18 protein-coding genes are annotated in these 23337 nt (G+C 70.2%); 4 read left to right on the plus strand and 14 right to left on the minus strand.

Going from position 1 to position 23337, the window contains the following annotated elements:
- The first annotated feature begins 23 nt into the window (after positions 1–23).
- Positions 24–1181 (plus strand): DNA-processing protein DprA, encoded by a 1158-nt coding sequence (gene dprA / locus PGB34_RS19045; RefSeq protein WP_271429688.1) that lies wholly within the window; start codon positions 24–26, stop codon positions 1179–1181.
- A gap of 36 nt (positions 1182–1217) precedes the next feature.
- Here the strand turns inward: dprA and PGB34_RS19050 are convergent, their stop codons facing one another.
- From PGB34_RS19050 to PGB34_RS19070, 5 genes are all read right to left on the minus strand, one after another.
- Entirely contained in the window at positions 1218–3698 is a 2481-nt protein-coding gene (locus tag PGB34_RS19050) for a DUF1631 family protein (protein WP_271429689.1), read from the minus strand.
- 126 nt (positions 3699–3824) lie between these two features.
- On the minus strand, positions 3825–4778 hold the full coding sequence (secF, locus tag PGB34_RS19055) for a protein translocase subunit SecF (protein WP_271429690.1): 954 nt from the start codon (positions 4776–4778) through the stop codon (positions 3825–3827).
- Positions 4779–4870: 92 nt separating this feature from the next.
- The gene (gene secD, locus PGB34_RS19060; protein ID WP_271429691.1) at positions 4871–6778 is read right to left on the minus strand and encodes a protein translocase subunit SecD; all 1908 of its coding nucleotides are present in this window, start codon (positions 6776–6778) and stop codon (positions 4871–4873) included.
- 185 nt (positions 6779–6963) lie between these two features.
- The gene (gene yajC, locus PGB34_RS19065; protein ID WP_271429692.1) at positions 6964–7293 is read right to left on the minus strand and encodes a preprotein translocase subunit YajC; all 330 of its coding nucleotides are present in this window, start codon (positions 7291–7293) and stop codon (positions 6964–6966) included.
- 204 nt (positions 7294–7497) lie between these two features.
- A complete protein-coding gene (locus PGB34_RS19070; protein ID WP_271429693.1) occupies positions 7498–11109 on the minus strand; it encodes an indolepyruvate ferredoxin oxidoreductase family protein in 3612 nt (1203 codons plus the stop codon).
- 185 nt (positions 11110–11294) lie between these two features.
- Here PGB34_RS19070 and PGB34_RS19075 point away from each other — a divergent pair, with 185 nt between their 5' ends.
- Both PGB34_RS19075 and PGB34_RS19080 read left to right on the plus strand, forming a co-directional pair.
- Entirely contained in the window at positions 11295–11792 is a 498-nt protein-coding gene (locus tag PGB34_RS19075) for an Lrp/AsnC family transcriptional regulator (protein WP_271429694.1), read from the plus strand.
- Between the two features lie 29 nt (positions 11793–11821).
- A complete protein-coding gene (locus PGB34_RS19080; protein WP_271429695.1) occupies positions 11822–13444 on the plus strand; it encodes an MFS transporter in 1623 nt (540 codons plus the stop codon).
- Between the two features lie 10 nt (positions 13445–13454).
- Here the strand turns inward: PGB34_RS19080 and PGB34_RS19085 are convergent, their stop codons facing one another.
- The 4 genes from PGB34_RS19085 to PGB34_RS19100 form a co-directional block, all read right to left on the minus strand.
- On the minus strand, positions 13455–14483 hold the full coding sequence (locus PGB34_RS19085) for a Bug family tripartite tricarboxylate transporter substrate binding protein (protein WP_271429696.1): 1029 nt from the start codon (positions 14481–14483) through the stop codon (positions 13455–13457).
- 56 nt (positions 14484–14539) lie between these two features.
- Positions 14540–14875, minus strand: coding sequence for an NIPSNAP family protein (locus PGB34_RS19090; protein ID WP_271429697.1), 336 nt, complete (start codon positions 14873–14875; stop codon positions 14540–14542).
- A complete protein-coding gene (locus tag PGB34_RS19095; RefSeq protein WP_271429698.1) occupies positions 14865–16640 on the minus strand; it encodes an FAD-dependent oxidoreductase in 1776 nt (591 codons plus the stop codon). Before PGB34_RS19095 ends, PGB34_RS19090 begins: the two co-directional genes overlap by 11 nt.
- A gap of 103 nt (positions 16641–16743) precedes the next feature.
- Positions 16744–17625 carry an SDR family NAD(P)-dependent oxidoreductase gene (locus PGB34_RS19100; protein WP_271429699.1) on the minus strand — a complete coding sequence of 294 codons (882 nt, stop codon included), beginning with the start codon at positions 17623–17625 and terminating at the stop codon, positions 16744–16746.
- A gap of 124 nt (positions 17626–17749) precedes the next feature.
- Here PGB34_RS19100 and PGB34_RS19105 point away from each other — a divergent pair, with 124 nt between their 5' ends.
- Positions 17750–18670, plus strand: coding sequence for a helix-turn-helix domain-containing protein (locus tag PGB34_RS19105; RefSeq protein ID WP_271429700.1), 921 nt, complete (start codon positions 17750–17752; stop codon positions 18668–18670).
- A 62-nt stretch (positions 18671–18732) separates the two neighbouring features.
- Here the strand turns inward: PGB34_RS19105 and PGB34_RS19110 are convergent, their stop codons facing one another.
- From PGB34_RS19110 to PGB34_RS19130, 5 genes are all read right to left on the minus strand, one after another.
- Positions 18733–19473 carry an aspartate dehydrogenase domain-containing protein gene (locus PGB34_RS19110; protein ID WP_271429701.1) on the minus strand — a complete coding sequence of 247 codons (741 nt, stop codon included), beginning with the start codon at positions 19471–19473 and terminating at the stop codon, positions 18733–18735.
- Positions 19474–19486: 13 nt separating this feature from the next.
- The gene (locus PGB34_RS19115) at positions 19487–19861 is read right to left on the minus strand and encodes a TIGR04076 family protein (RefSeq protein ID WP_271429702.1); all 375 of its coding nucleotides are present in this window, start codon (positions 19859–19861) and stop codon (positions 19487–19489) included.
- Positions 19862–19893: 32 nt separating this feature from the next.
- Positions 19894–20982, minus strand: coding sequence for an aldo/keto reductase (locus PGB34_RS19120; protein WP_271429703.1), 1089 nt, complete (start codon positions 20980–20982; stop codon positions 19894–19896).
- A 111-nt stretch (positions 20983–21093) separates the two neighbouring features.
- Positions 21094–22359 (minus strand): ABC transporter substrate-binding protein, encoded by a 1266-nt coding sequence (locus tag PGB34_RS19125; RefSeq protein ID WP_271429704.1) that lies wholly within the window; start codon positions 22357–22359, stop codon positions 21094–21096.
- 55 nt (positions 22360–22414) lie between these two features.
- Positions 22415–23329: a branched-chain amino acid ABC transporter permease gene (locus PGB34_RS19130; RefSeq protein WP_271429705.1), complete on the minus strand. Its 915-nt coding sequence runs from the start codon at positions 23327–23329 to the stop codon at positions 22415–22417.
- Positions 23330–23337 lie beyond the last annotated feature (8 nt).

Below are 23337 nucleotides of genomic sequence, written 5' to 3' on the forward strand. Positions count from 1 at the left end.
TCACACCCCACCCCGCGCCGCGCATGGACCGCGAAGAGCTGCAGGGCTGGCTCCGGCTGGCGCTGAGCCCCCGCGTCGGCCCGACGCAGGCGCGCCGCCTGCTGGCGGCCTTCGGCCTGCCGCAGCAGATCTTTCGCCAGAGCACCGATGCACTCGAGAGCGTGCTGGGGCCCGCCGCGGCCCGTGCGCTGAGTGAGCCGCCCGAGGCCCTGCCGGCCGCCCTTGAAAAAACCTGGCAGTGGCTGCAGCACCAGGAGCAGCAGGGCGGCGTGACGCTGCAGCGCCGCCTCCTGAGCCTGGCCGATCCCGGCTACCCGCAGGCGCTGCTGCAGATCGCCGATCCGCCGCTGTTGCTCTACACGCTGGGCCCCGCGCACCTGCAGCTGGGCGACGTCGCCTGCGCGCGCGCCCTGGCCGTGGTGGGCAGCCGCAACCCCACGCCGCAGGGCGCCAGCGATGCCCGCCTGTTCGCGCGGCACCTGGCGCAGGCCGGGCTGACCATCGTGTCGGGCCTGGCCCTGGGCATCGACGGCGCCGCACATGAGGGCGCGCTGGAGGGCATGCCCGCTGCGGCGGATGCGCCCGCGGCCACCGTGGCCGTGGTGGGCACGGGGCTGGACATCGTCTATCCCGTGCGCCATGGCGCGCTGGCGCGCCGCATCGCGGCACGCGGCTTGATCGTGAGCGAGTTCCACCTCGGAACGCCACCCCTGACGCCGAACTTTCCGCGCCGCAACCGGCTGATCTCCGGCCTGTCGCAGGGCACGCTGGTGGTGGAGGCGGCGCTGGCCTCGGGCTCGCTGATCACGGCGCGGATGGCGCTCGAGCAGGGGCGGGAGGTGTTCGCCATCCCGGGCTCCATCCATGCGCCGCAGTCGCGCGGCTGCCATGCGCTGATCCGGCAGGGTGCCAAGCTCGTGGAGTCGGCGCAGGACATCCTGGAAGAGCTGCCGGCCCTGTCGGCCGCGCCGCCTGCGGCCGCCGGCCCCGAGGAGCCGTCCGACGAGGCGCAGGATGGCCTGCTCGCGCAGATGGGCTTTGCGCCCGTGAGCCTGGACGCGCTGTGTGCGCGCACCGGCCTGGACGTGGCCCGGCTGCAGGCGGCCTTGCTGGAACTGGAGCTGGACGGCCAGGTCGGCCGGCTGCCGGGCGGGCTGTTTCAGCGCATCGCCACTGGTTGAGCGCACGCACCGCGGCGCAGGCTGCCCGGTTCAGCCTCAGTTCAACAGCCGCTCGGGATTGGCGTCCAGCTTGGCCAGCGCCTTGCGCGTGGCGCGGGCCGTGAGGCTTTCCTCTTCGGCCGGTCGCAGCAGGCCGGCCTGCAGGTAGGCCGCCAGGCGCCCTGCCTGCAGCATGAACTTGCGCCCGTCGTTGGCCGCGAACAGGTACAGGCGCTTGCGCTCGCTGCGCCAGACGAACTGCACTTGGCTGGGACGGCCGTTGTGGTCCAGCAGGTGCCAGCTGCCCACCTGCAGCTCGTGGGCCCAGGCCAGCATGCCTTCCTCGACCTTGGCGCCGCTGCTGGGCAGCACCTCGATCGAGGCGGCGTCCACGCCCAGCAGCAGCTCCACGCTGGCCACGTCGATGGGCATTTCCGCGTCGCCTTCCTCGCCCACGTAGTCCTCCAGGTTGGCCAGGCGCGAGGCCATGGCCTCGATCTGCTCGGCGCTGATGGTGGCGGTCTTGGACATGAAGGCATCGGACAGCGTCTTTCCGATGATCTTGATGTGCGCTTCCTGCGCCGACCCGGTCACGCCCAGCAGCTCCAGGCCCTGGCGCAGCCGCTGCAGCAGCTTGGGCAGCTCCTGGATCACGCGCGCACGGTCGGTGCGGCTGGGCTTGGCGCTGGCGGCCCACACGAGTTCGGAGGCCGCGCGCTTGAAGACCACGGTCTGCTCGTCCTGGGCGCCGTACTTGATGGCCGCCATGGCCAGCACCTCGGCCCAGACCTTGAAGAGGAACTCGCGGATCTCTTCGCGCACCGGCATGTCGTTGAGCATCTTGCGCAGCTCGATGGTGTACTGGATCGCCATCGTCTCCTTCTGCTCCACCTGCTGCGCCACGCTCATCGCACGCTGCGTGGCGTCGTTCTGCGTCAGGTACTTGGACAGGAAGGCGACGAACTCGTCGTACACCAGCTTGAACACGCGCTGGCCGGTTTCCGGGTACTGCTCGATCACCTGCACCACGCGGCGGATCTCGTTCTCGAGTGCGCTGCCCGAGATGGCGGCGGCGTCAAAACCCATCACCACCGAGCCCATGCGGTCGATCAGCATGCGCGCCGGATGCTGCAAGGTGGCGAAGAACTGGGGCTCGGCGATGGCCACGCGCAGCACGGGCATCTGCAGGCGGGCGAACCACACCCGGGCCGAAAAGGGAATGCGTTCCTCGGCCAGGATGGCCTGGAACATCAGCGCGACGATCTCCACCGTGGCCTTGTCGGCCGTGGTGGGCGCCTGCTTCTTGAGGTCGTTGGCATGCCGTCGCAGTTCGGCGGCGCTGCGCTGCACCAGCGCCGCAGCGGCCGCCGGGTCGCCGGTGAGGACAAAGCTGGTGGCCCGGGCGTGGTACTCGGCGCCCGCCTGGGCCACGGCCGCGGCAAAGGCCGGATGGACCGGCGCCGGCAGCGTGGCGGCGCCCGCATGGGCAGCGCGGGCCGCAGCCGCATGCGCCGGCACCATCGGGATGCCGCTCTCGCCGCCGTTCGTGCGCTGCGGGGCCGAATCGGCCCAGCCGGCCGAACCGCCGATGGCCGCCTCGACCAGCCGCCGCAGGTTCATCAGCATGCCCTGTGCGCGGTGGCGGGCCAGCTCGAAGGGCGAGGCACCGCGGGGCAGCATGGCCTCCTCCGGCTGCGTGCCGGGCGCCGCGGCCTGTACCCCGATGGCGGCCGGTGCGAAGCCCATCGGGGCGGCCGCCTGCGGCTGCGAGGGGGCCGCTCCCGCGCCGGCGCCCGGCCGGGCCGAAACCACCGTGGTCCCCGGCCCCGTCTGGGCGCGGCCTCCGAGGGCGCCAGGCGAACTGGCCGGGCCGCTCACGGGGCGGCGCACCAGCCGCTTGAGGTCGATTTCGGGCATCACGCCCTGGCCAATGAGGAAGGTGTTGGCCTCCTTGTAGGCCGTGGCCATGGCTTCCGCCACGCTGGCGTGCAGCACCTCGCGCACGGCCAGCCACAGCTCGCGGCCCATGCCGGCGGCCAGCCATTGCGCCACCAGCACGCCCGGCAGCACCTCGGGCTTGAGCACGTCCCGGGCGTCCAGGTCGTCGCGCCGTTCCAGGTGCTGGATGCGCAGGCGCAGGTCGTTGAGGTCGAAGTTGGCCTTGTCCTGGACCGCCAGCGCCAGGCGCGAGGACAGGATGTTGTTCTCCACCACCTCGTCGCCCACCAGTTCCAGCCGCATCGACAACAGGCCGCTGCCGCTACCGCCGCTGGAGCCCTGCTGGCTCTCGTCCAGCGCCTTGCGCCAGTGCAGGCGCGACTGCGAGACCCAGTTCATCTCGGCGCCGCGAAAGGCCAGCTGGTTGTCGCGGTGCTGCTGCATCTCGCGCGCAGTGGCCGACTGCATGGCCTGGTGGTCCAGGCGTTCGCGCACGGCCTGCGCCACGGCTTCGATGGCGGCTTCGGTGGATGCCACGAAGCGCTCGCGCGTCTGGCGGGCGAGCTGCAAGGCGGGGTCGTCGAATCGCGCGGAGGTCATGAAGCGTGGGGAGGGGGTGGCCGAGCTTATCGCACCCGATGCGGGTGTTGCAGCATGCGAACTCTCATCGTGGGACCCAAAAAAAAATGGCGCCTTGCGGCGCCATTCTCGATCAGCGGCGCCGGTTCAGACCGTGGCGCCCGCATTGGGGTCGTTGGGATCGTCCTTCTTGGCCGGTGCGGCCTTGACCAGGTCTTCGCGCTTGACGCCCAGCCACATGGCGATCGAGGCGGCGACGAAGGCGGAAGAATAGATGCCGAAGCAGATACCGATGGTCAGCGCCAGCGAGAAGTAGTGCAGCGTGGGGCCGCCGAAGAAGAACATCGACAGCACCACCAACTGCGTGGAGCCGTGGGTGATGATGGTGCGGCTGATGGTGGAAGTGATGGCGTAGTTCATCACCTCGGGCGTGCTCAGCTTGCGCTGGCGCCGGAAGGTCTCGCGCACGCGGTCGAAGATCACCACCGACTCGTTCACCGAATAGCCCAGCACCGCGAGCACCGCCGCCAGCACCGCCAGCGAGAACTCCCACTGGAAGAAGGCGAAGAAGCCCAGGATGATCACCACGTCGTGCAGGTTGGCGATCACGGTGGCCAGCGCGAACTTCCACTCGAAGCGGAAGGCCAGGTAGATCATGATGCCCACCACCACCATGGCCAGCGCCTTCAGGCCGTTGCTGGTGAGCTCGTCGCCCACCTGCGGGCCCACGAACTCGCTGCGGCGCAGCTGCACGTCGGGCGAGTCGGCGCGCAGCGCGCCCATGAGCTGCTCACTCTGCTGGGTGGAGTTGAGGCCCTTTTGCGGCGGCACGCGGATCAGCACGTCGCGCGAGCTGCCGAAGTTCTGGACCATCACTTCCTGATACCCCAGCTTGCCGATGGCCCCGCGCACCTTCTCGAGGTCGGCGCTTTGCGAGTAGGTGATCTCCATCACCGTGCCGCCCGTGAATTCCACCGACAGGTGCAAGCCCTTGTGGAACAGGAAGAACACGGCCAGCAGGAAGGTGATGATCGAGACCGCGTTCAGCGCCAGCGCATGGCGCATGAACGGGATGGTGCGATGGATGCGGAAAAACTCCATTCTGATTTCCTTCTTTATGGAGTTTTCAGAGAAGGCTCACATCTGCGCGAAGCGCATGTGATGCCGAAACTAAAAACTCCATGGCGTTTCCTTTACTTGCTCGTCGTCAGCGGCTTGCCGGACAGAGGGGCCTGGGGTTCGGCGTCCACGGGCGGCTTCCAGACCGTGCCGATGGCCACGCTCTTGAGCTTCTTCTGGCGGCCGTACCAGAGGTTGGTCAGGCCGCGGGCGAAGAACACGGCCGAGAACATGGAGGTCACGATGCCGATGCAGTGCACCACCGCGAAGCCGCGCACCGGGCCGGAGCCAAAAGCCAGCAGCGCGATGCCCGCGATCAGCGTGGTCACGTTGGAGTCCAGGATGGTGCCCCAGGCGCGGTCATAGCCGGCATGGATGGCCGCCTGTGGCGAAGCGCCGTTGCGCAGCTCCTCGCGGATGCGCTCGTTGATCAGCACGTTGGAGTCGATGGCCACGCCGATGGCCAGCGCCATGGCCGCGATGCCCGGCAGCGTGAGGGTGGCCTGCAGCATCGACAGCACGGCCACCAGCAGCAGCAGGTTCACCGCCAGCGCGATGGACGAGAACACGCCGAACATCGCGTAGTAGATGCACATGAACACCATGATGGCCAGGAAGCCGTAGGCCACGCTCTTGAAGCCCATCTCGATGTTGTCGGCACCCAGGCTCGGGCCGATGGTGCTTTCCTCGATGATCTCCATCGGCGCGGCCAGCGAGCCGGCGCGCAGCAGCAGGGCCAGGTCGTTGGCTTCCACCACGCCCATCGAACCGGAGATCTGGAAGCGCGTGCCCAGCTCGCCGTTGATGGACGGCGCCGTCAGCACTTCGCCCTTGCCCTTCTCGAACAGCACGATGGCCAGGCGCTTGCGGTAGTTCTCGCGGCTGACGTCGCGCATGATGCGCCCGCCCTTGGCGTCCACCGTCAGGTCCACCTTGGGCTGCTGCGTCTGCGAGTCGAAGCCAGGCTGCGCGTCGGTCAGGTTCTCGCCGGTGATGATGACCTGCTTGCGCACGATCACCGGGCGGCCTTCGCGGTCCATGAAACGCTCGGAGCCGAAGGGCACCGGGCCGGTGCCCATTTCGGCGGCGCGGCCTTCGGTGCTCTCGTCCACCAGGCGCAGCTCCAGCGTCGCGGTGCGGCCCAGGATGTCCTTGGCCTTGGCCGTGTCCTGCACGCCCGGCAGCTGCACCACGATGCGGTCCAGGCCCTGCTGCTGGATCACGGGCTCGGCCACGCCGAGTTCGTTGATCCGGTTGTGCAAGGTGGTGATGTTCTGCTTGAGCGCGGTGTCCTGCAGGCGGCGCGCGGCCTCGGGCTTGATGGTCACGGCCAGGCGCGTCTCGGCGCCGTCGGTGGTGCGCACGGCCACCAGGTCGGTGAACTGTTCCTGGATCAGGCGCTGCACCGCGTCGGCCGCAGCCGCATCGCGCAGGCGCACGTCCAGCGACTGGCCGTTGCGCGTGACCACGCCCCCGCGGATGTTGCGGTCGCGCATGCCGGTACGCAGGTCGCTGGCGAAGGTTTCGGCCCGCTTGTCCAGCGCGCCCTGCATGTCCACCTGCAGCATGAAGTGGACGCCGCCGCGCAGATCCAGCCCCAGGTACATGGGGAAGGCGTGCAGCGCGCTGAGCCAGGCCGGCGAGCGCGACACCAGGTTCAGCGCCACCACGTAGGGCGGGTCGCTGGCGTCGGGCACCAGCGCGCGCTGCAGCACGTCGCGGGCCTTGAGCTGCTCGTCGGGCGTGTTGAAGCGGGCGCGCACCGAGGTGCCGTCCAAGGTCAGCATGTCGGGCGTCAGGCCGCCGGCCTTCAGGGCCTCGGCCACGCGCGCCTCGGTGCTGGCGTCGACCTTGACGGTCGACTTGGCCGCGGAGACCTGCACCGCCGGCGCCTCGCCGAAGAAGTTGGGCAGGGCATACAGCAGCCCCACCAGGGTCACGATCACGAGGATCGCGTATTTCCAGATCGGATAACGGTTCATGGCCCGAACCTCTCAAGACCGGCCCGGGTTGCCCTCGGGCCGAAGGCCCCTGACAGCGGGGCCTGAAACAGGACACGCGGCGCCAGGGCGTCGCGTGTCACAAAAGAACACTGCCGCTGCGCCCGCCTGCCCAGCGGCTGCGTGCCGCTGCAGAGTCCAGAAGGGGCGGGCGCGGCGCGGACGGCTTACTTGTAGCTGCCTTTGGGCAGCACCTGAACCACGGCGCTGCGCTGCACCTTGATTTCGACGCCGTTGGCGATCTCGATCGTCAGGAACTGGTCGCCCAGCACGCTGATGCGGCCCAGCAGGCCGCCGGCCGTGGCCACTTCATCACCCTTCTGCAGGGCTTCGAGCATGGCGCGCATTTCCTTCTGACGCTTCATCTGCGGACGAATCATCACGAAGTACAGCACCACGAACATCAGCAGCAGCGGCAGCATGCTGGCCATCGAGGACATCATGTCGCCACCACCGGCGGCGGGCGCGGACTGGGCGAAGGCGTTGGAAATGAACAAGGGCAAAGTCTCCAGCGAACGGGGGAGGATGGGGATGCGGGGCACATCAGGAGCACCCCGCGCGTGCGGCGCTTCCTCAGGGCGCGCCGACGGCCCGGCCTGGGGCCAGGGCGAAACCGGCGGATTGTATGCGGCGCCCCGCGGGGCGCCCCGCGGCATATCCGGGCCGCGAAACGGGCATTGCGGCGGCGCCGCGCAGCGCCTTCAGGCCGCGGCGCGCGTGCCGCCCTGCGGCTCGCGCCAGCGCGCCATCAGCGCGGTCCAGCGCGTGCGCACGGCCGCCAGGTTGCGCTCCTTCACGTGACCGTAGCCGCGGATCTGCTCGGGCAACGCCGCGATCTCCAGCGCCAGGGCGTGGTTGTCCGCGCCCAGGCCGGCCAGCACCTCCTCGATGCTGGCGCGGTAGTCGGCGATCAGCGCGCGCTCGGTGCGGCGCTCCTCGGTGCGGCCGAAGGGGTCCAGCGCCGTGCCGCGCAGGCCCTTGAGCTTTGCGAGCAGCCTGAAGCCGGTCAGCATCCAGGGGCCGTACTTCTTCTTGAGCAGCTCGCCCTTGGCGTTCTTCCTGGCCGTGGCCGGCGGCGCCAGGTGGTAGTTGAGCTTGAAATCGCCCTCGAACATGCCGTTAACGCGGGCCAGGAAGGCGGTGTCGCTGTGCAGGCGGGCCACCTCGTACTCGTCCTTGTAGGCCATGAGCTTGAACAGGTAGCGTGCCACTGTCTCGGCCAGTGCGCTCTTGCCCAGCGCGCCTTCGGCCTGCTGCACCCTGGCGACGAAGTCGCGGTACTGCCCGGCATAGGCCGCGTTCTGATAGCCGGTGAGGAATTCCACGCGGCGCGCCACCAGCGATTCCAGCGTCTCGCGCTTCTTGAACTCGATCACCTGGCCCGGGTTCAGGCGCCGGGCCAGCTCGGCCGGCCGCTGCGCGGCCTGGCGGCCCCATTCGAAGGCGGTTTTGTTCGCGTCGATGGCCACGCCGTTGAGTTCGATGGCGCGCATCAGCGACTCGTGGCCCAGCGGGATCCAGCCCTTCTGCCAGGCGTAGCCCAGGATCATCGGGTTGACGAAGATGGTGTCGCCCATCAGCTGCGTGGCCGCAGCGTCGGCGTCGAAGGCGCCCAGGCCTTCTTCGCCCACCGCCTTGGCGATCTGCGCTGCGCAGGCCTCCTGCGGGTTCTGCCAGTTGGCGTTCTTCACGAAGCTGGCCGTGGGCGCGCTGTGGCTGTTCAGCGCCACATGGGTGCGGCCTTCGCGCATGCGCGCCAGGGTCTCGGGGTTGACGGTGACGATGGGGTCGCAGGCCAGGATCAGGTCGGCCGCGGCCGTGCCCACGCGCGTGGTGCGGATGTCATGCTGCGTGTCGCCGATCAGCACGTGGCTCCAGGTCGCGCCGCCCTTCTGGGCCAGGCCGGCGGCGTCCTGCGTGACGATGCCCTTGCCCTCGATGTGCGCGGCAACGCCCAGCAGCTGGCCGATGGTGATCACGCCCGTGCCGCCCACACCGGCCACCACGATGCCCCACACCTGGCCGCCGTGCAACGAGGGCAGGGCCGGCTCGGGCAGTTCGCCCAGCTCGGCCGGCGTGGCCGCCTTGCTGGCCTTGGCCTTCTTCTTGAGCTGCCCGCCCTCGACGGTGATGAAGCTCGGGCAGAAGCCCTTCACGCAGCTCACGTCCTTGTTGCAGGTGCTCTGGTTGATGGTGCGCTTGCGTCCGAACTCGGTCTCCAGCGGCTCCACGCTCATGCAGTTGCTCTGCACGCTGCAGTCGCCGCAGCCTTCGCACACCAGTTCGTTGATGACCACGCGCACGGCCGGGTCCACGGCCTTGCCGCGCTTGCGGCGGCGGCGCTTCTCGGTGGCGCAGGTCTGGTCGTAGATGATGGCCGTGGTGCCGGCGATCTCACGGAATTCCCGCTGGATCTCGTCGAGCTGATCGCGGTGGCGCACCTGCACGGGCTGGCCGTCGTAGCTGCCGGGCACCTGAACGCCCTCGTACTTCTGCGGCTCGTCGGTCACGATCACCAGGCGCCTGACGCCCTCGGCATGCAGGCTCTCGGCGATCTGCAGCACGCTGTGGCCCTCGGGGCGCTCGCCCACGGTCTGGCCGCCGGTCATGGCCACCGCGTCGTTGTAGAGCACTTTGTAGGTGATGTTCACGCCCGCCGCGATGCTCTGGCGGATGGCCAGCAGCCCGCTGTGGAAGTAGGTGCCATCGCCCAGGTTGGCGAAGATGTGCTTCTCGTTGGAGAAGGGCGCCTGGCCCATCCACGGCACGCCCTCGCCGCCCATCTGCGTGAAGCCGTAGGTGGCGCGGTCCATCCAGTTGGCCATGTAGTGGCAGCCGATGCCGGCCATGGCGCGCGAGCCCTCGGGCACCACGGTGCTGGTGTTGTGCGGGCAGCCCGAGCAGAACCATGGCACCCGGTCCGCGCCCTGCACGCCGCCAGCCTGCAGCACCTGCATCGAGCGCTCCTTGGCCTCCAGGATGGCCATCTGCGCATCCACGCGCGCCACCAGGTCGGCGCCGCCCGATTCGAGGATGCCGGTCTTCTTCAGCCGCTGCACCAGCGCCTTGGCGATCAGCGCCGGGTTCAGGTCGGCGTTGGCGCGCAGCAGCGTGTTGGCCGTGGGGTTGGGCATCGACCATTCGCCGCCCGAATGGTCGGCGCCCAGCTCGTTGAACTTGCCCAGCACGTTGGGGCGCACGTCGGGGCGCCAGTTGTACAGCTCTTCCTTGAGCTGGTATTCGATGACCTGGCGCTTTTCCTCGACCACCAGGATTTCCTGCAGGCCGGTGGCGAAGTCGCGCGTGAGCTGGGCTTCGAGCGGCCACACCACGTTGACCTTGTGCAGCCGGATTCCCAACTGGCGGCAGGCCGCGTCGTCCAGGCCCAGGTCGAGCAGGGCCTGGCGCGTGTCGTTGTAGGCCTTGCCGCTGGCCATGATGCCGTAGCGGTCGTTCGGGCCTTCGATCACGTTGTGATTCAGCCGGTTGGCGCGGATGTAGGCCAGCGCGGCGTACCACTTGTAGTGCATCAGCCGCGCCTCCTGCTCCAGCGGCGCGTCGGGCCAGCGGATGTGCAGGCCGCCGGGCGGCATCTCGAAGTCGCCGGGCATCACGATCTCGACGCGCTCGGGGTCGATCATCGCGGTGGCGCTCGATTCCACGATCTCCTGGATCGTCTTCATGCCCGACCACACGCCCGAGAAGCGGCTCATCGCGAAGGCGTGGATGCCAAGGTCCAGGATTTCCTGCACGTTGGTGGGGAAGAACACCGGCGTGCCGCAGGCCTTGAAGATGTGGTCGCTCTGGTGCGCGGCCGTGCTGCTCTTGGAGATGTGGTCGTCGCCGGCCACCGCGATCACGCCGCCCCAGGGCGTGGTGCCGGCCATGTTGGCGTGCTTGAAGACGTCGGAGCAGCGGTCCACGCCCGGCCCCTTGCCATACCAGATGCCGAAGACGCCGTCGAACTTCTGCGTTTCCCTGGGCGAGAAGCCCAGCATCTGCGTGCCCCACAGCGCCGTGGCCGCCAGCTCCTCGTTCACGCCGGGCTGGAACACGATGTTCTGGGCCTTCAGGTAGCTGCTGGCCTTCCACAGCGCCTGGTCGTAGCCGCCCAGTGGCGAGCCGCGGTAGCCGCTGATGAAGCCGGCGGTGTTCTTGCCCTGCTGAGCGTCGCGCAGGCGCTGCAGCATGGGCAGCTTGACCAGCGCCTGCACGCCGCTCATGAAGGCGCGGCCGTAGTCCAGGCTGTATTTGTCGTCGAGCGTGACGGTTTCCAGGGCCTTGCGGATGTGCTCGGGCAGTGGCGCGTTCATCGTGTCTGTCTCCAGTTTGGCGTGGCCTTGTGAGCCTGGCGTGTGGGTCTTGTGCCCGGTGGGGGCGGATGAAACCGACCCCCATGATGCTCGCAAAAGTGTATGCCTGCGTGCCCGACAGGTGTTTGCTTTTCATGCCCTCCAAAACGAGAATCAAGAAAGATTCTTTCTTCAAGGGGGCGTGTTTGGAAACGCTGGATAGCTTTGATCTTGCCATCCTGCAAGAACTGCAGGCCGATGGGCGGCTGACCAATGCCGAGCTGGCCAACCGCGTGGGCCTGTCGGCCGCGCCCTGCTGGCGCCGCGTGCGTGCGCTGGAGGAGGCCGGCTTCATCAAGGGCTACCACGCCGAGATCGACCGCCGCAAGATCGGCCTGGGCGTGCTGGCCTTCGTGCGGCTGGACACCGAGCGCGCCAACAGCGAGGTGACCAAGAAGATCGAGAACGCGATCCGGGAGCTGCCCGAAGTGATTGCCTGTCACTACATCAGCGGCACCGGCATGTTCGAGCTGCAGGTGGTGGCGCAGGACCTGGACGCCTTCTCGCGCTTCGCACTCAACAGCCTGATGCACCTTCCCAACGTGAAGGACCTGCACACCAGCTTCTCGCTCGGCGAGGTCAAGGCCAGCCATGCGCTGCCGCTGGGGCATTTGCTCAAGCATGCGGCGCTCGCGCGGCGCTGAGCCTTCGCTCAGGCCAGAATCGCTCACCCATGCCGATCAATCCCGAAGAATCCGAGCTTCCCCCGCTCAAGCCCCGCCCTCCCAAGCTGGCCGCCCTGGAGCCGCTGCGCATGCCGGTGTTCCGGCTGCTGTGGAGCACCTGGCTCATGGCCAACGTGTGCATGTGGATGAGCGACGTGGCCTCGGCCTGGATGATGACCACGCTGACCACCTCGCCGATCTGGGTGGCGCTGGTGCAGACGGCCTCCACCCTGCCGGTGTTCCTGCTGGGCATTCCCAGCGGCGCGCTGGCCGACATCCTGGACCGGCGGCGCTGGCTGGTGGCCACGCAGTTCTGGCTGGCCGGCACGGCCGTGGTGCTGTGCAGCGCCATCGCGATGGACATGATCAACGCGCCGCTGCTGCTGGCCCTGACTTTTGCCAACGGCATCGGGCTGGCGCTGCGCTGGCCCGTGTTCTCGGCCATCGTGCCCGAGCTGGTCACGCGGCCGCTGCTGCCGGCGGCCATGGGCCTGAACGGCATCGCGATGAACGCCTCGCGCATCATCGGCCCGCTGCTGGCCGGCGCGCTGATCGCCAGCGCGGGCACGGTGTGGGTGTTCGCGCTCAACGCCGTGCTGTCCATCGCCTCGGGCTTCGTGATCCTGCGCTGGCGCCGCGAGCAGCGGCCGCAGCCGCTGGGCCGCGAGCGCCTGATCAGCGCCATGCGCGTGGGCGTGCAGTTCGTGCGCCAGTCGCCGCGCATGCGCGCGGTGCTGGTGCGGGTGGCCGTGTCCTTCCTGCACTCCTCGGCCGTGATGGCGCTGCTGCCGCTGATCGCGCGCGGGCTGGACGGCGGCGACGCCGGCACCTTCACCCTGCTGCTGGCCGCCATGGGCGCGGGCGCCATCGTGGCCGTGCTGTGCCTGCCGCGCCTGCGCGAGCGCTGGTCGCGCGACCAGCTGGTGCTGCGCGGCACGCTGCTGCTGTCGCTGGCGACCGCCGTCGTGGCGCTGGCGCCCCATGTGTGGCTGGCCGCGCCGGGCTGCTTCTTCTGCGGCGCGGCCTGGATCACGGTGGCCAACTCGCTGTCGGTGTCGGCCCAGCTCTCCTTGCCCGACTGGGTGCGCGCGCGCGGCATGTCGATGTACCAGATGGGCATCATGGGCGCGAGCGCCGCGGGTGCCGCGCTGTGGGGCCAGGTGGCCACCCTGAGTTCGCTGACCATCAGCCTGCTGGTCGCGGCCGCGAGTGGCACGGTGGTCATGGCGCTGGTGCTGCGCTACGTGACCGACGGCCCCGGCGAGGACGACGTGAGCCCCGCGCAGGCCGGCTGGTCCGCGGGCCCGCCGCAGGCCGGGCCCGGTGAATCGGGCCAGGTGGTGGTGACGGTGGAATACATCATCGACCCGGCGCGCGCGCGGGCCTTCCGCGTGGTCATGCAGCAGACGCGCCGCGCGCGCCTGAGCGAAGGCGCCATCGCCTGGGAACTGCTGCACGACATGAGCCAGCCCGAGCGCTACCTGGAACACATCGTTGACGAGTCCTGGACCGAGCACCTGCGCCGCTTCAACCGCGCCACGGCCGCCGACCTGGCCCTGCGCGAGCGGCGCCTGGCCTTCCACAAGGGCGAAGGCCCGCCGGTGGTGACGCGCTACGTGGTGCAGCGCTGACGCCGGCCCCTCAGTCCAGCACGATCCCGCGCGCCTGGATCAGCTGCTTGAGCACCGTCGTCTCGCTGGCGATGGTCTTGCCGAAGGCGGCGCCGTCCTGGGCGACGGGCTCCACGCCCAGCTCGGTGTAGCGGCTCTTCACCTCGGGCAGCTGCAGGGCCTTGGCCACTTCCTGCGCCATGCGCTGCATGACGGCGGGCGGCGTCCTGGCGGGGGCGAACAGGCCGAACCAGTTGCCCAGCTCCACGCCCTTCACGCCGGCTTCGGTGAGCGTGGGCGCGTCGGGGAAGAAGGGCGAGCGCTGCGTGCCCGACACGGCCAGCAGCTTCGCGCGGCCTTCGCGGATGTGGCCGAAGCCCGAAGCCGGGTCGAAGTAATAGTCGATCTGGCCGGCCAGCACGTCCTGCAGCGCGGGTGCGGCGCCCTTGTAGGGCACGTGAACCACGTCCACGCCGGCCTGCTGCTTGAACAGCTCGCCCACCAGGTGCATCTGCGTGCCCGGCCCGCCCGAGCCGTAGCTCAGTCCGCCCGGCTTGCTGCGCGCCAGGGCGAGCAGCTCGCCCACGTTCGCCACGGGCAGCCCCTTCTTGGCCACCAGGTACAGCTGGGCGTAGCCCATGCTCACCACCGGCCGCAGGTCGCGCTCGGGGTTCAGCGCGGGCTTGTAGAGCGAGGGGTTGGCCGTCTGCACCGAGATCGGCGCCACCATGAAGGTGTAGCCGTCGGCGGCGGCGCGGATGGTCTCGCTGGCCGCGATGTTGCCGCTGGCGCCGGGCCTGTTGTCCACCACGATGGGCTGGCCCAGCGCCTTCTGCAGCGGCGTGCCGACCACGCGGGCCATGATGTCGGTGGTGCCACCGGCCGGAAAGCCGACGATGAATCGGATGGGCTTGGCGGGCCAGGCGTCCTGCGCCAGGGCGCTGCCGCTTCCCAGCGTCGCCAGCAGGCCAGCCGCGGCCGTGCTGCGCAGAAGGGCGCGCAGTGCGGCGCGGCGTGGGCGCGCCGGCGGTGTGGCGGCATGGGGTGCAGAGGTGTTCATGGTGTGTCTCCGTGGTGGTTGTGAATGAGGTGCGAGGGAACGGGGAATGACGGGCGTCAGGCGGCGGGCCAGCCCGGCATCGCGGCGGCGCGCACCAGGCGCGTTTCCTGCGCCACGATCAGGTGCTCCGAGGCGGCCAGGTAGGCCGCAAAGCCGGGGTGGGTGTCGCGGGCCAGGCTGCGGCGTTCATAGTCGGCCAGGCTCTCGTAGGCCCACAGGTGGACGAACTGGTTCTGCGGCCCGACCAGGCTGGTGTAGAAGCCCAGCGGGTGCTCCAGCGTCTGCAGCAGGATGGGCATGGCCAGGCGGTTGAACACCTCCAGGAACTCGTTCATCTTGCGCAGGCGGATGGTGTAGATGCGGTGGTCGATCAGCGGGCGCTCAGGCGACATGGCGAAGCTCCTTGTCCGTCGCGGCGGTGCTGCCGGTCTCGTCCTGCAGGCCGGCGATGTGCCGCGCCGTGAGCCAGCCGAAGACCATGGCCGGGCCCAGCGTGATGCCGGCGCCGGGGTAGTTGCCGCCCATGATGCTGCCGCGGTCGTTGCCCACGGCGTACAGCCCGGGCACGGCCGTGCCGCCTTCGCGCAGCACTTCGCCCTGCACGCTGGTGCGCAGGCCGTCGAAGGTGCCCAGGTCGCCCATCAGCAGCTTCACGGCGTAGAAGGGCCCTTGCGCCACCGGGGCCACGCAGGGGTTGGGCTGGTGCTCGGGGTCGGCCAGGTAGCGGTTGAAGGCGGTGCTGCCGCGGCCGAACTGCGCGTCCACGCCGGCCCGGGCGCCCGTGTTGAACTCGCGCACCGTCGCCTCCAGACCCGCCGCATCGATGCCCGCCGCCTGCGCCAGCTCGGCCAGCGTGCGGCCCTTGAACAGGTAGCCCTGGCGGATCAGCCCGCCCAGCGGCATGGGGGCGGGCTTGGCATAGCCCAGGCCGTACCTGGAGATCGTGGCCTGGTCGCACACCAGCCACATCGCGGTCTCCTTCTGGCCCGCGCAGGCCTCGATCATCGCGGCGCCCACGTCGTGGTAGGAGTTCGATTCGTTGGTGAAGCGCCTGCCGTCGCGCAGCACGCCGATCACGCCGGGCTTGTAGCGGTCCAGCAGGTGCGGGAAGACGCCCGTGCGGCCGCCGGGCAGCGGCACGCGCGAGACGGGCATCCAGGCCGCCGCGCCGGTGCCGGCGAAGCGGCTGTCGACCTGCCCGCCCAGCGCCTCGGCCAGCGCCTCGGCCAGCGCCAGCCCGTCGCCGGTGTTGTCCTTCGGCACGGGCGAGAGGTGCTCGCCGCCGCGCGCCAGGTGCGGGTAGCGCTGCGCGGTGCGCGCCAGGTCGTGCGCGTAGCCGCCACAGGCCAGCACCACGCCGCGCCGCGCCGCCACGCGGACCTCGCGCCCCTGCAGGGTCAGGCGGGCCCCCGTGACGCGGCCGCCCTGCGTGAGCAGCTCATGCGTCTGCACGCCGGTGTGGATGGGGATGCCCAGGTCGAAGCAGCTCTTGGCCAGCCGCGCGGCGAGCGCGTTGCCGCTGGTCACCTGCACGCCGCGCCGGTAGCGCAGCAGGTCGATGAAATGCGCGGCCAGCCGCCGGGCCACGTAGGCCGCGGACACCAGCGACTTCGTGGCGCGGAAGAAGTGCTTCAGATCGGCGTTCGACGAATTGAACATCATGCCGACGAAGGTGATGGTTTCCAGTGGCGGGCGCAGGCGCGCGAGTTCCTTGCCCAGCGCGCTGGCATCGAAGGGCGCGGCCAGGATGGAGCGACCCACCGGTGCGCCACCGGGCGCATCGGGGTGGTAGTCGGGGTACAGCGTGGGCACGAATTTCACGGCCGTCTCGCGCTCGAACCAGTCCACCATGGCCGGGCCGTGGTCCAGGAAGGCCGTCACCGCTGCCTCGTCGAAGAACTCGCCGGTCTGGTCCTTCATGTAGGTGAGCATGGCCTCGCGGGAATCCGCGCGCCTGTCGTGGTGGCTGCCGGGGATCCACAGCACGCCGCCCGAGAAGGCCGTGGTGCCGCCGAAGACCGGCGCCTTCTCGATCACCACCACGTCCAGCCCGTGCTTTTTGGCCGTGATGGCGGTGGCGAGGCCGCCGGCACCCGAGCCGACGACCAGGAGGTCGCAGATCAGGTTCTGCGCAAGAGGCGTGGATGAAGAAGTCATGCGGAGTCTCCAGGGATGAGCGAAGCCCCCGCGCGCCAGCGGCGCGCGGAAAAACGTATGCGGGGAACGAAGAAAGGGCAGGGGTGCGCCAGAAGGCGCGGGCTCAGGCCGCCCGGGCCGTGCCTGCGTTTGCGCCTGCGTTGAAGCCGGGGCGCGGCACGCCGTCCATCAGCATGCAGCCCAGGCCGCCATCCACCAGCAGCTCCGCGCCGTTGACGTAGGCCGCCCGATCGCTGGCCAGGAAGAGCGCGGGCTCGGCGATGTCCAGCGGCTCGCCGATGCGGCGGCTGGCGGTGGCGGCGGCGCGGCGCGCCTCGAAGCCCGGCTCTTCATAGAAGCGGGCTGACAGGGCGGTGCGGATCATGCCCGGGCACACCACGTTGCTGCGCACGCCGCGCGGCCCCCATTCGGCGGCCAGCTGGCGCGACAGCAGCAGCACGCCGGCCTTGCTGGCGCTGTAGGCGCCGCTGGCCGTCTGCGGGTGCAGGGCCGAGATGGACGCCACATGCACGATGCTGCCGCGGCCCGCGGCCAGCATGTCCTGCCCGAAGGCGCGCGAGCACAGCAGGTAGCCCGTGAGGTTGACCGCCAGCACCGCGTTCCATTCGGCGATGGAGACCGACTCCAGCGCACCCGGGCGCAGCAGGCCGGCGTTGTTGACCAGCGCGGCCACGGGGCCGAGCTGCTCGCGCACCTGGTGCGCGGCGGCCTGCACCGCCGCCTCGTCGGCGATGTCACAGGCCACCGCCAGGGCGCGCGCGCCCCGCTCGGCCAGCCGGCCGGCCAGGCTGCGGGCCGCGGCGATGTCGCGGTCCACCAGTGCAACCTGCGCGCCCGCGGCGGCAAAGGCCTGCGCGATGGCCGCGCCGATGCCGCTGGCCGCGCCCGTCACCACGCACACGCGGCCGGCCAGGCCCAGCCAGTGGTCGGAACGCGTCGGGTCGGACGATTCGTTCGCCGCCGTGAGGGAAGGGATGGATGCCATGCAGTTCGTCTCCGTATCGATGCCTTGTCTGTGGTGCGAAGCATCGCGCCAGAGGCGCCTGCGCTCAATCGACAAAAGCGGCCATGAACCGGACAATTCGTGCATCCCCAGGAGACCACACAGCATGCGGACAGAACCCGGCACCGTGCGCAACTTCGCGCTGTATGGCAGCAGCGACACGCAGCCCGCCTGGGCCGAGCTGGTGCACCTGGAAACCGTGCCCGAGCGCTCCAGCCTGTTCGACTGGGAGATCGACCTGCACTTTCACGAGGGGCTGATCCAGCTGCTCTACCTCACGCAGGGCGGCGAAGGCGCGGCCTTCATCGACGGCACGCGCTGGGCGCTGCGCCCGCCCTGCCTGATCGTGGTGCCGGCCCGCGCGGTGCATGGCTTCAGCTTCCATCCGAAGACCGACGGCCCGGTCATCACCGCGGCGCAGAAGCCGCTGGAATCGCTGGCCGCGCTCACCGCGCCCGAGCTGCTGGAACACCTGCACCGCCCCGCGGTGCTCGAAGTGCCGCGGGGCAGCCGCCAGGGCCAGGCGCTGCTGCCGCTGTTCGAGGCCATCGGGCGGGAATCGCAGCTGCAGGCCAGCGGTGGCATGACGGCCGGCATGGCGCTGCTGACGGCGCTGTTCGTGCAGGTGGCGCGGGTGGCGCGCGCGGCCAGCGCCCTGCCGGGCGCGGCGCACGGCACGCGCTCGCGCAAGGCCGCGCAGATCGAGCGCTTTCGCGCGCTGCTGGACGAGCGCCTGCGCCGCCGCGAGCCGGTGCAGGCCTATGCGCAGGCGCTGGGCATCACGCTGGGCCAGCTCACGCGGCTGAGCAAGGAGCTGCTGGGCCTGTCGGCGCAGGAGGTGGTCAATGCGCGCGTGGTGCACGAGGCCCAGCGCGAGCTGGTGTACTCCTCGCTGACCATCAAGCAGATCGCGGCCGAGCTGGGTTTCGAGGACGAGGCCTACTTCGGCCGCTTCTTCAAGAAGCACACGGGCCAGCGCCCGACCGAGTTCCGCACCGAGGCGCGGCGGCGGCTGGCGGCGCAGTGAGGGCGCGGCGCCCGCCCGCAGCGGGTGCCGCCCCGCAACGCTGGCGACGCCAGGGGGTGGCGTCAGCCCACCCAGATCGGCCGCAGTTCCTGCCGCAGCGCCGCCACGATGGAGGCGGCCACCGGATGCGCCCCGGGCGCCACGCGCGGCTGCGCTTCGGCCCGCACGCGGCCATAGCGGCTTTGCGCCTCCAGCGCGAGCTGATTGGCGAGCACGGGCCCCGGCCGGCGCACGCGCACCGTGCTCGCGTCCAGCCCCGGGCCGGCCCAGGCGGCGGCGGCCGCCACGTTCACGCTGTGCGGAAAGCGCCGCGCAGCCTCGCGCACGCTGCCATGGAACAGCTCCTGCGCCGGTTGCGCGTCGGGCAGCAGCTCGATCTCCAGGTGCAGCCGGGCCTGCGGATCGGTGGCGGCCATGGCCACGCCGTCCAGGCCCGCAATGGCGCCCGGCAGCACGCGCAGCCGGTGGCCGCTGGCGCGCACGGCTGCTTCGATGCGCGCGCACAGCGCCGGGTCGGCCAGGGCCACGGCGCTCACGGTCCACAGCGGCGCCACGGCCAGCGCGGCTTCGGCGTGCGCGGCCAGGGCCTCGGGGCCGGCGGTGTCGATGATCACGTCGGGCGCGCTGGCCCGCAGGCAGGCCGCATCGGTGTGCAGCCAGGGCGGCGCGGCGGCAGGCCGCGTGCGCACCAGCACCGCGGCCAGCTCCCAGCCGGGCAGGTCGCCCGCTTCCCAGGCCTGCACCACGGCCGCGCCGATGCGGCCGTGCCCGATGAGGGCGAAGCGCCGCACCGTCGCTGCCACGCCGGCCCCCGCTTCAGCCGTTGCTTTCACCCAGCGGCACCACGCTGAAGTCGCCATGGTGCAGGGCGCGCTTGCCCAGCCGGGTGATCTTGAAGCGCGCGCCGCAGGCCGGGTCGGTGGAGGCGATCAGGCAATCGGAGGTCATCCAGTCGTGCGGGTGCGTGGGGCGCTGCTTGGCCGGGATGAAGGGCAGCACGGCCAGCAGGCCGTAGAGCGAGAACGAGGGGTTGTCGGCGGGCAGCACCACCCGCCCGCCGATGACGTCGAAATAGTCGCCCTTCTTGACGTGCATGATGAAGGGCCTGTCGGATTCGACGACCTCGACCCGCAGGTCGTAGAGCTCGAACAGGTCCGGCGTGCCGTCCGGCGTCTTCTGGGTGTGGTCCATGGAGGCTCCTGGGACTGGGGTGGAAAAGGGGGTCAGCGGCGCAGCGCGTCGAGCTGGGGCGACAGCTCCATCTTCTCGGGCGCGCCGTGCGTGTTCTGGTTCATCTGCATGATCTTGGCGTGGATGCTGTTCTTGTCGCGCTCCACGCTGTAGCAGTCGCCTTCGATGCGGTCGCCCGCAGCGGCCAGGGAATCCAGCAGCGCCCGGTCCTGCGCATCCAGCTGCAGCGCGAAGATGGCCAGCGTGTCGTCCAGGTGGCGGGCATCGCGGGCGCCCACCAGCGCGCAGGCGACCTGCGGCTTGTCGAGCACGTAGCGGGCGGCCACGGCCGCGATGCTGCTGCCGTGCTTCTTCGCAATGCCGTCCAGCGCGCGCAACAGGGCCTGGAAGGCCTCCCAGCCGCCGAACTCCTCGACGATGAGCCGGTACTTCACCAGCGAGCGGTTGGCATAGGGCTGCGGCGGATCGGGCTGGCCCAGCCATTTGTCCGACAGGAAGCCGCCGGCGATGGTGCCGTAGCAGAACAGGTGGATGCCGTGCGCGCGGCAGAACTCCACCATGCCGCGCTCGGGCCGCAGGTCCATCACCGAATACTGCAGCTGGTGGGTCAGCAGCGTCACGCCGGCGTCGACGATCTCCTGCAGGTGCGCGACGTCGAAGTTGGTGGTGCCTATGTGGGCCACCTTGCCGGCCTTCTGGAACTCCTGCAGCCACAGCAGGGCCTGCGTGCAGCCGGGCACGTCGTAATCCCACCAGTGGAACTGCACCAGGTCCAGCCGTTCGCCGCCCAGGCGCTGGAGCGAGGTGTCGACGGCGATCTCCACGTCGCGCCGCGTCAGGCGCGGGATCAGGTCGATGTCGGGCGTGTACTTGGTCGAGACGCGCAGCTGCCGCCCCAGTTCCGGGTACTTGCGGCGGAAGACGCCGATGGTGTCTTCCACGCCCACGTAGTGGTCGGCGCAGTCGAAGGCGTTGATGCCCGCCTCGACGAAGCGGCGCATGTCTTCCACCGCGTCCTCCTGCGCGTAGGGGGCGCCGTGGCGCGTGGCCAGCTGCCAGTTGCCCTTGGCGACGCGGGAAATGGTGTAGTCCGGGGCCAGGGTGAGGGTGTCGATGCTCATGGGATGGATCCGTGGAGCGCGCGGGGCGCGGGAAGAAGAGGGGAAAGCCCGCCCCTTCCCGCTGCCTGGCGGCGCGGGTTCGGGGCGTGGAGGGCCGGGTGGTGCCGGGTCTTAGAAGCCGGCCTTCTGGGCCAGGGCCTGCATGTCCGCCAGCGGAATGAGGCTGTCGGTGACGATCTCGCCCTTGTCCAGCTTCCACACCAGCATCGGGCCGTTCACGTCGCCGTTCTTGTCGAAGCGGAAGGCGCCGGTGGCGCCCACGTAGCGGATCTTCTGGCCGGCCTTGAGCGCCTCCAGGCCCTTGCGCAGCCCGTCGACGCCGGTGCCGACCTCCACACCCGCCGGGTCCTGCACCGCGCGCATCGCGTCGCGGATGGCCGGGCCTTCCAGCGAAGGTGCGGCCTGCATGGCCAGCAGCGTGATGGCCGCCGCGTCGTACATGGTGTGCAGCCCCGGGCCCACGGCCGGGCGGCCGGTGGCGGCCTGGAAGTCCTTGTTGAACACATCCACGCTCGGCCCCGAGGCCTGGCCGTTGTCGATGCCGACGGCCTTGTCGAGGAAGCGCGCGCCCACGCCCTTGATCACGTCCATCGAGCGCATGGTGTTGTGCAGCACCACGTTGCGCGTGCCGCCCAGCGCGAACCAGTCGCGCAGCAGCACCGTGCCGTCGGCCGACAGGCCCACCAGCACCAGCGAATCGGGCTCCATCGCCAGTGCCTTGGTCACGTCGGAGCGGTACGAGGGCTGGTTCTCGGCGTAGCCCAGCGTGCCCACCACCTTGCCGCCCATCTTCTCGATGGCGACCTTGGCGTCGGGCGCCACGCCGTTGCCGAAGTCGTTGTTGATGTACATGATCACCGTCTTCTTGTAGCCCCGGTCGGTCACCACCTTGGCGTGCGCGAGCGCCGTCGCGCGGGCGGTGGGAATGGTGCGGAAGAAGTAGCCGCCGGTGCGGCCTTCCTCGGCCATGCGGGTCAGGGCGGGCGTCACCGCGCAGCAGGCCACGGTGGGCACCTTGTTCGGCGCCGAGACCGAATTGACCACCGACAGCGCGGTGCCGCTGCCCACCAGGCCGACGATGGCGTGGACCTTCTGCACGTCGACCAGGAAGCGGGCCGCGTCCAGGCCCACCGAGGGCTGGCTGGTGTCGTCGCGGATCACGAACTCGACCTGGCAGCCCTTCACGCCACCGGCCTTGTTGATGTGGTCCACGGCCAGCCGGCCCGATTCGGCGATCACCTTGCCGATGGCGCCCTGCGCGCCGGTCTGCGCGATGACGCCGCCGAGCTTGGCGCAATTGCCCTGCGCGAAGGCCTGGCCCGAGGCCAGCGTGAGGGCGAGGGCGGCTGGCACCGTCCAGCGATGGAGGGTCTTCATGGCATGACTCCTGGGGGGGTGAGGGTGGAACGAGGGAGGGGAATGAAAGGGGGGCTCAGCCGCGGCGGCGCGCGCCCAGCAGCCCCTGCGGCCTGAACAGCAGCGTGCACACCAGCACCAGGCCGACCAGGATGTACTGCAGGGCGCCGCCCTGGGCCTGCCATTGGGGCGGCAGCACCGAGACGATGACCATGCCCGAGAGCGTCCACAGGCCCCAGATGGCGAAGCTGCCCGCGATGGCGCCGGCATTGCTGCCGCTGCCGCCCACGATCAGCATGGCCCAGATCTGGAAAGTGAGGATGGGCAGGAATTCCGACGGGCTGGTCGTGCCCACGAAGGCGGCGTACAGCGCGCCCGACAGGCCCATCAGCATCGAGCCCATGACGAAGGCCGTGAGGCGCTGGCGCACCACGTTCTTGCCCAGCGCGGCGCAGACCACCTCGTCTTCGCGCAGGGCGCGCTGCACGCGGCCCCAGGGCGAGCGCAGCAGCGTCTGCAGCGCGAAGAAGGCCGCCGCCAGCACGCAGGCCACCAGGGCCAGCCAGGCGATGCCGTAGCCGCGCGGCCCCCAGCCTTCGAAGGGCCGCGGAATGCCGACCAGGCCGCGCGAGCCGCCGGTCAGGGGCTCCAGGTTGTTGGCCAGCACCTGGATCGAGGTGGCGATGCCGAAGGTCGCGATCGCGAGGTAGTCGCTGCGCAGCTTGAGCGTGGCCACGCCCACCAGCAGCGCCGCCACGCCGCTCACGACCAGCGCGCCGATCAGGCCCACCGCGAAGGGCGCGTGCAGTTGCACCAGCAACGCCTGGCTGGCGGGCATGGTGAGGATGGCCTGCGTGTAGCCGCCGATGGCCATGAAGCCCACCACGCCGGCATTGAACTGGCCCGACACGCCCCATTGCAGGTTGAGCCCCAGCGTGGCGATGGCCAGGATGGACGCCACGGTGAGGAAGAAGATCAGGTAGGACAGCATGGTCGCGC

Source organism: Xenophilus arseniciresistens, assembly GCF_028023875.1.
Taxonomy (GTDB): Bacteria; Pseudomonadota; Gammaproteobacteria; order Burkholderiales; family Burkholderiaceae_C; genus Xenophilus; species Xenophilus arseniciresistens.

What these genes read in the sequence shown, in the direction of transcription:
- PGB34_RS19100 (WP_271429699.1), bottom strand. Translation starts at nt 17,625, where the DNA reads ATGGCATCCATCCCTTCCCTCACGGCGGCGAACGAATCGTCCGACCCG.
- PGB34_RS19085 (WP_271429696.1), bottom strand. Translation starts at nt 14,483, where the DNA reads ATGAACACCTCTGCACCCCATGCCGCCACACCGCCGGCGCGCCCACGC.
- PGB34_RS19070 (WP_271429693.1), bottom strand. Translation starts at nt 11,109, where the DNA reads ATGAACGCGCCACTGCCCGAGCACATCCGCAAGGCCCTGGAAACCGTC.
- secF (WP_271429690.1), bottom strand. Translation starts at nt 4,778, where the DNA reads ATGGAGTTTTTCCGCATCCATCGCACCATCCCGTTCATGCGCCATGCG.
- PGB34_RS19130 (WP_271429705.1), bottom strand. Translation starts at nt 23,329, where the DNA reads ATGCTGTCCTACCTGATCTTCTTCCTCACCGTGGCGTCCATCCTGGCC.
- dprA (WP_271429688.1), top strand. Translation starts at nt 24, where the DNA reads ATGGACCGCGAAGAGCTGCAGGGCTGGCTCCGGCTGGCGCTGAGCCCC.
- PGB34_RS19095 (WP_271429698.1), bottom strand. Translation starts at nt 16,640, where the DNA reads ATGACTTCTTCATCCACGCCTCTTGCGCAGAACCTGATCTGCGACCTC.
- PGB34_RS19120 (WP_271429703.1), bottom strand. Translation starts at nt 20,982, where the DNA reads ATGAGCATCGACACCCTCACCCTGGCCCCGGACTACACCATTTCCCGC.
- secD (WP_271429691.1), bottom strand. Translation starts at nt 6,778, where the DNA reads ATGAACCGTTATCCGATCTGGAAATACGCGATCCTCGTGATCGTGACC.
- PGB34_RS19115 (WP_271429702.1), bottom strand. Translation starts at nt 19,861, where the DNA reads ATGGACCACACCCAGAAGACGCCGGACGGCACGCCGGACCTGTTCGAG.
- PGB34_RS19105 (WP_271429700.1), top strand. Translation starts at nt 17,750, where the DNA reads ATGCGGACAGAACCCGGCACCGTGCGCAACTTCGCGCTGTATGGCAGC.
- PGB34_RS19050 (WP_271429689.1), bottom strand. Translation starts at nt 3,698, where the DNA reads ATGACCTCCGCGCGATTCGACGACCCCGCCTTGCAGCTCGCCCGCCAG.
- PGB34_RS19125 (WP_271429704.1), bottom strand. Translation starts at nt 22,359, where the DNA reads ATGAAGACCCTCCATCGCTGGACGGTGCCAGCCGCCCTCGCCCTCACG.
- PGB34_RS19080 (WP_271429695.1), top strand. Translation starts at nt 11,822, where the DNA reads ATGCCGATCAATCCCGAAGAATCCGAGCTTCCCCCGCTCAAGCCCCGC.
- PGB34_RS19090 (WP_271429697.1), bottom strand. Translation starts at nt 14,875, where the DNA reads ATGTCGCCTGAGCGCCCGCTGATCGACCACCGCATCTACACCATCCGC.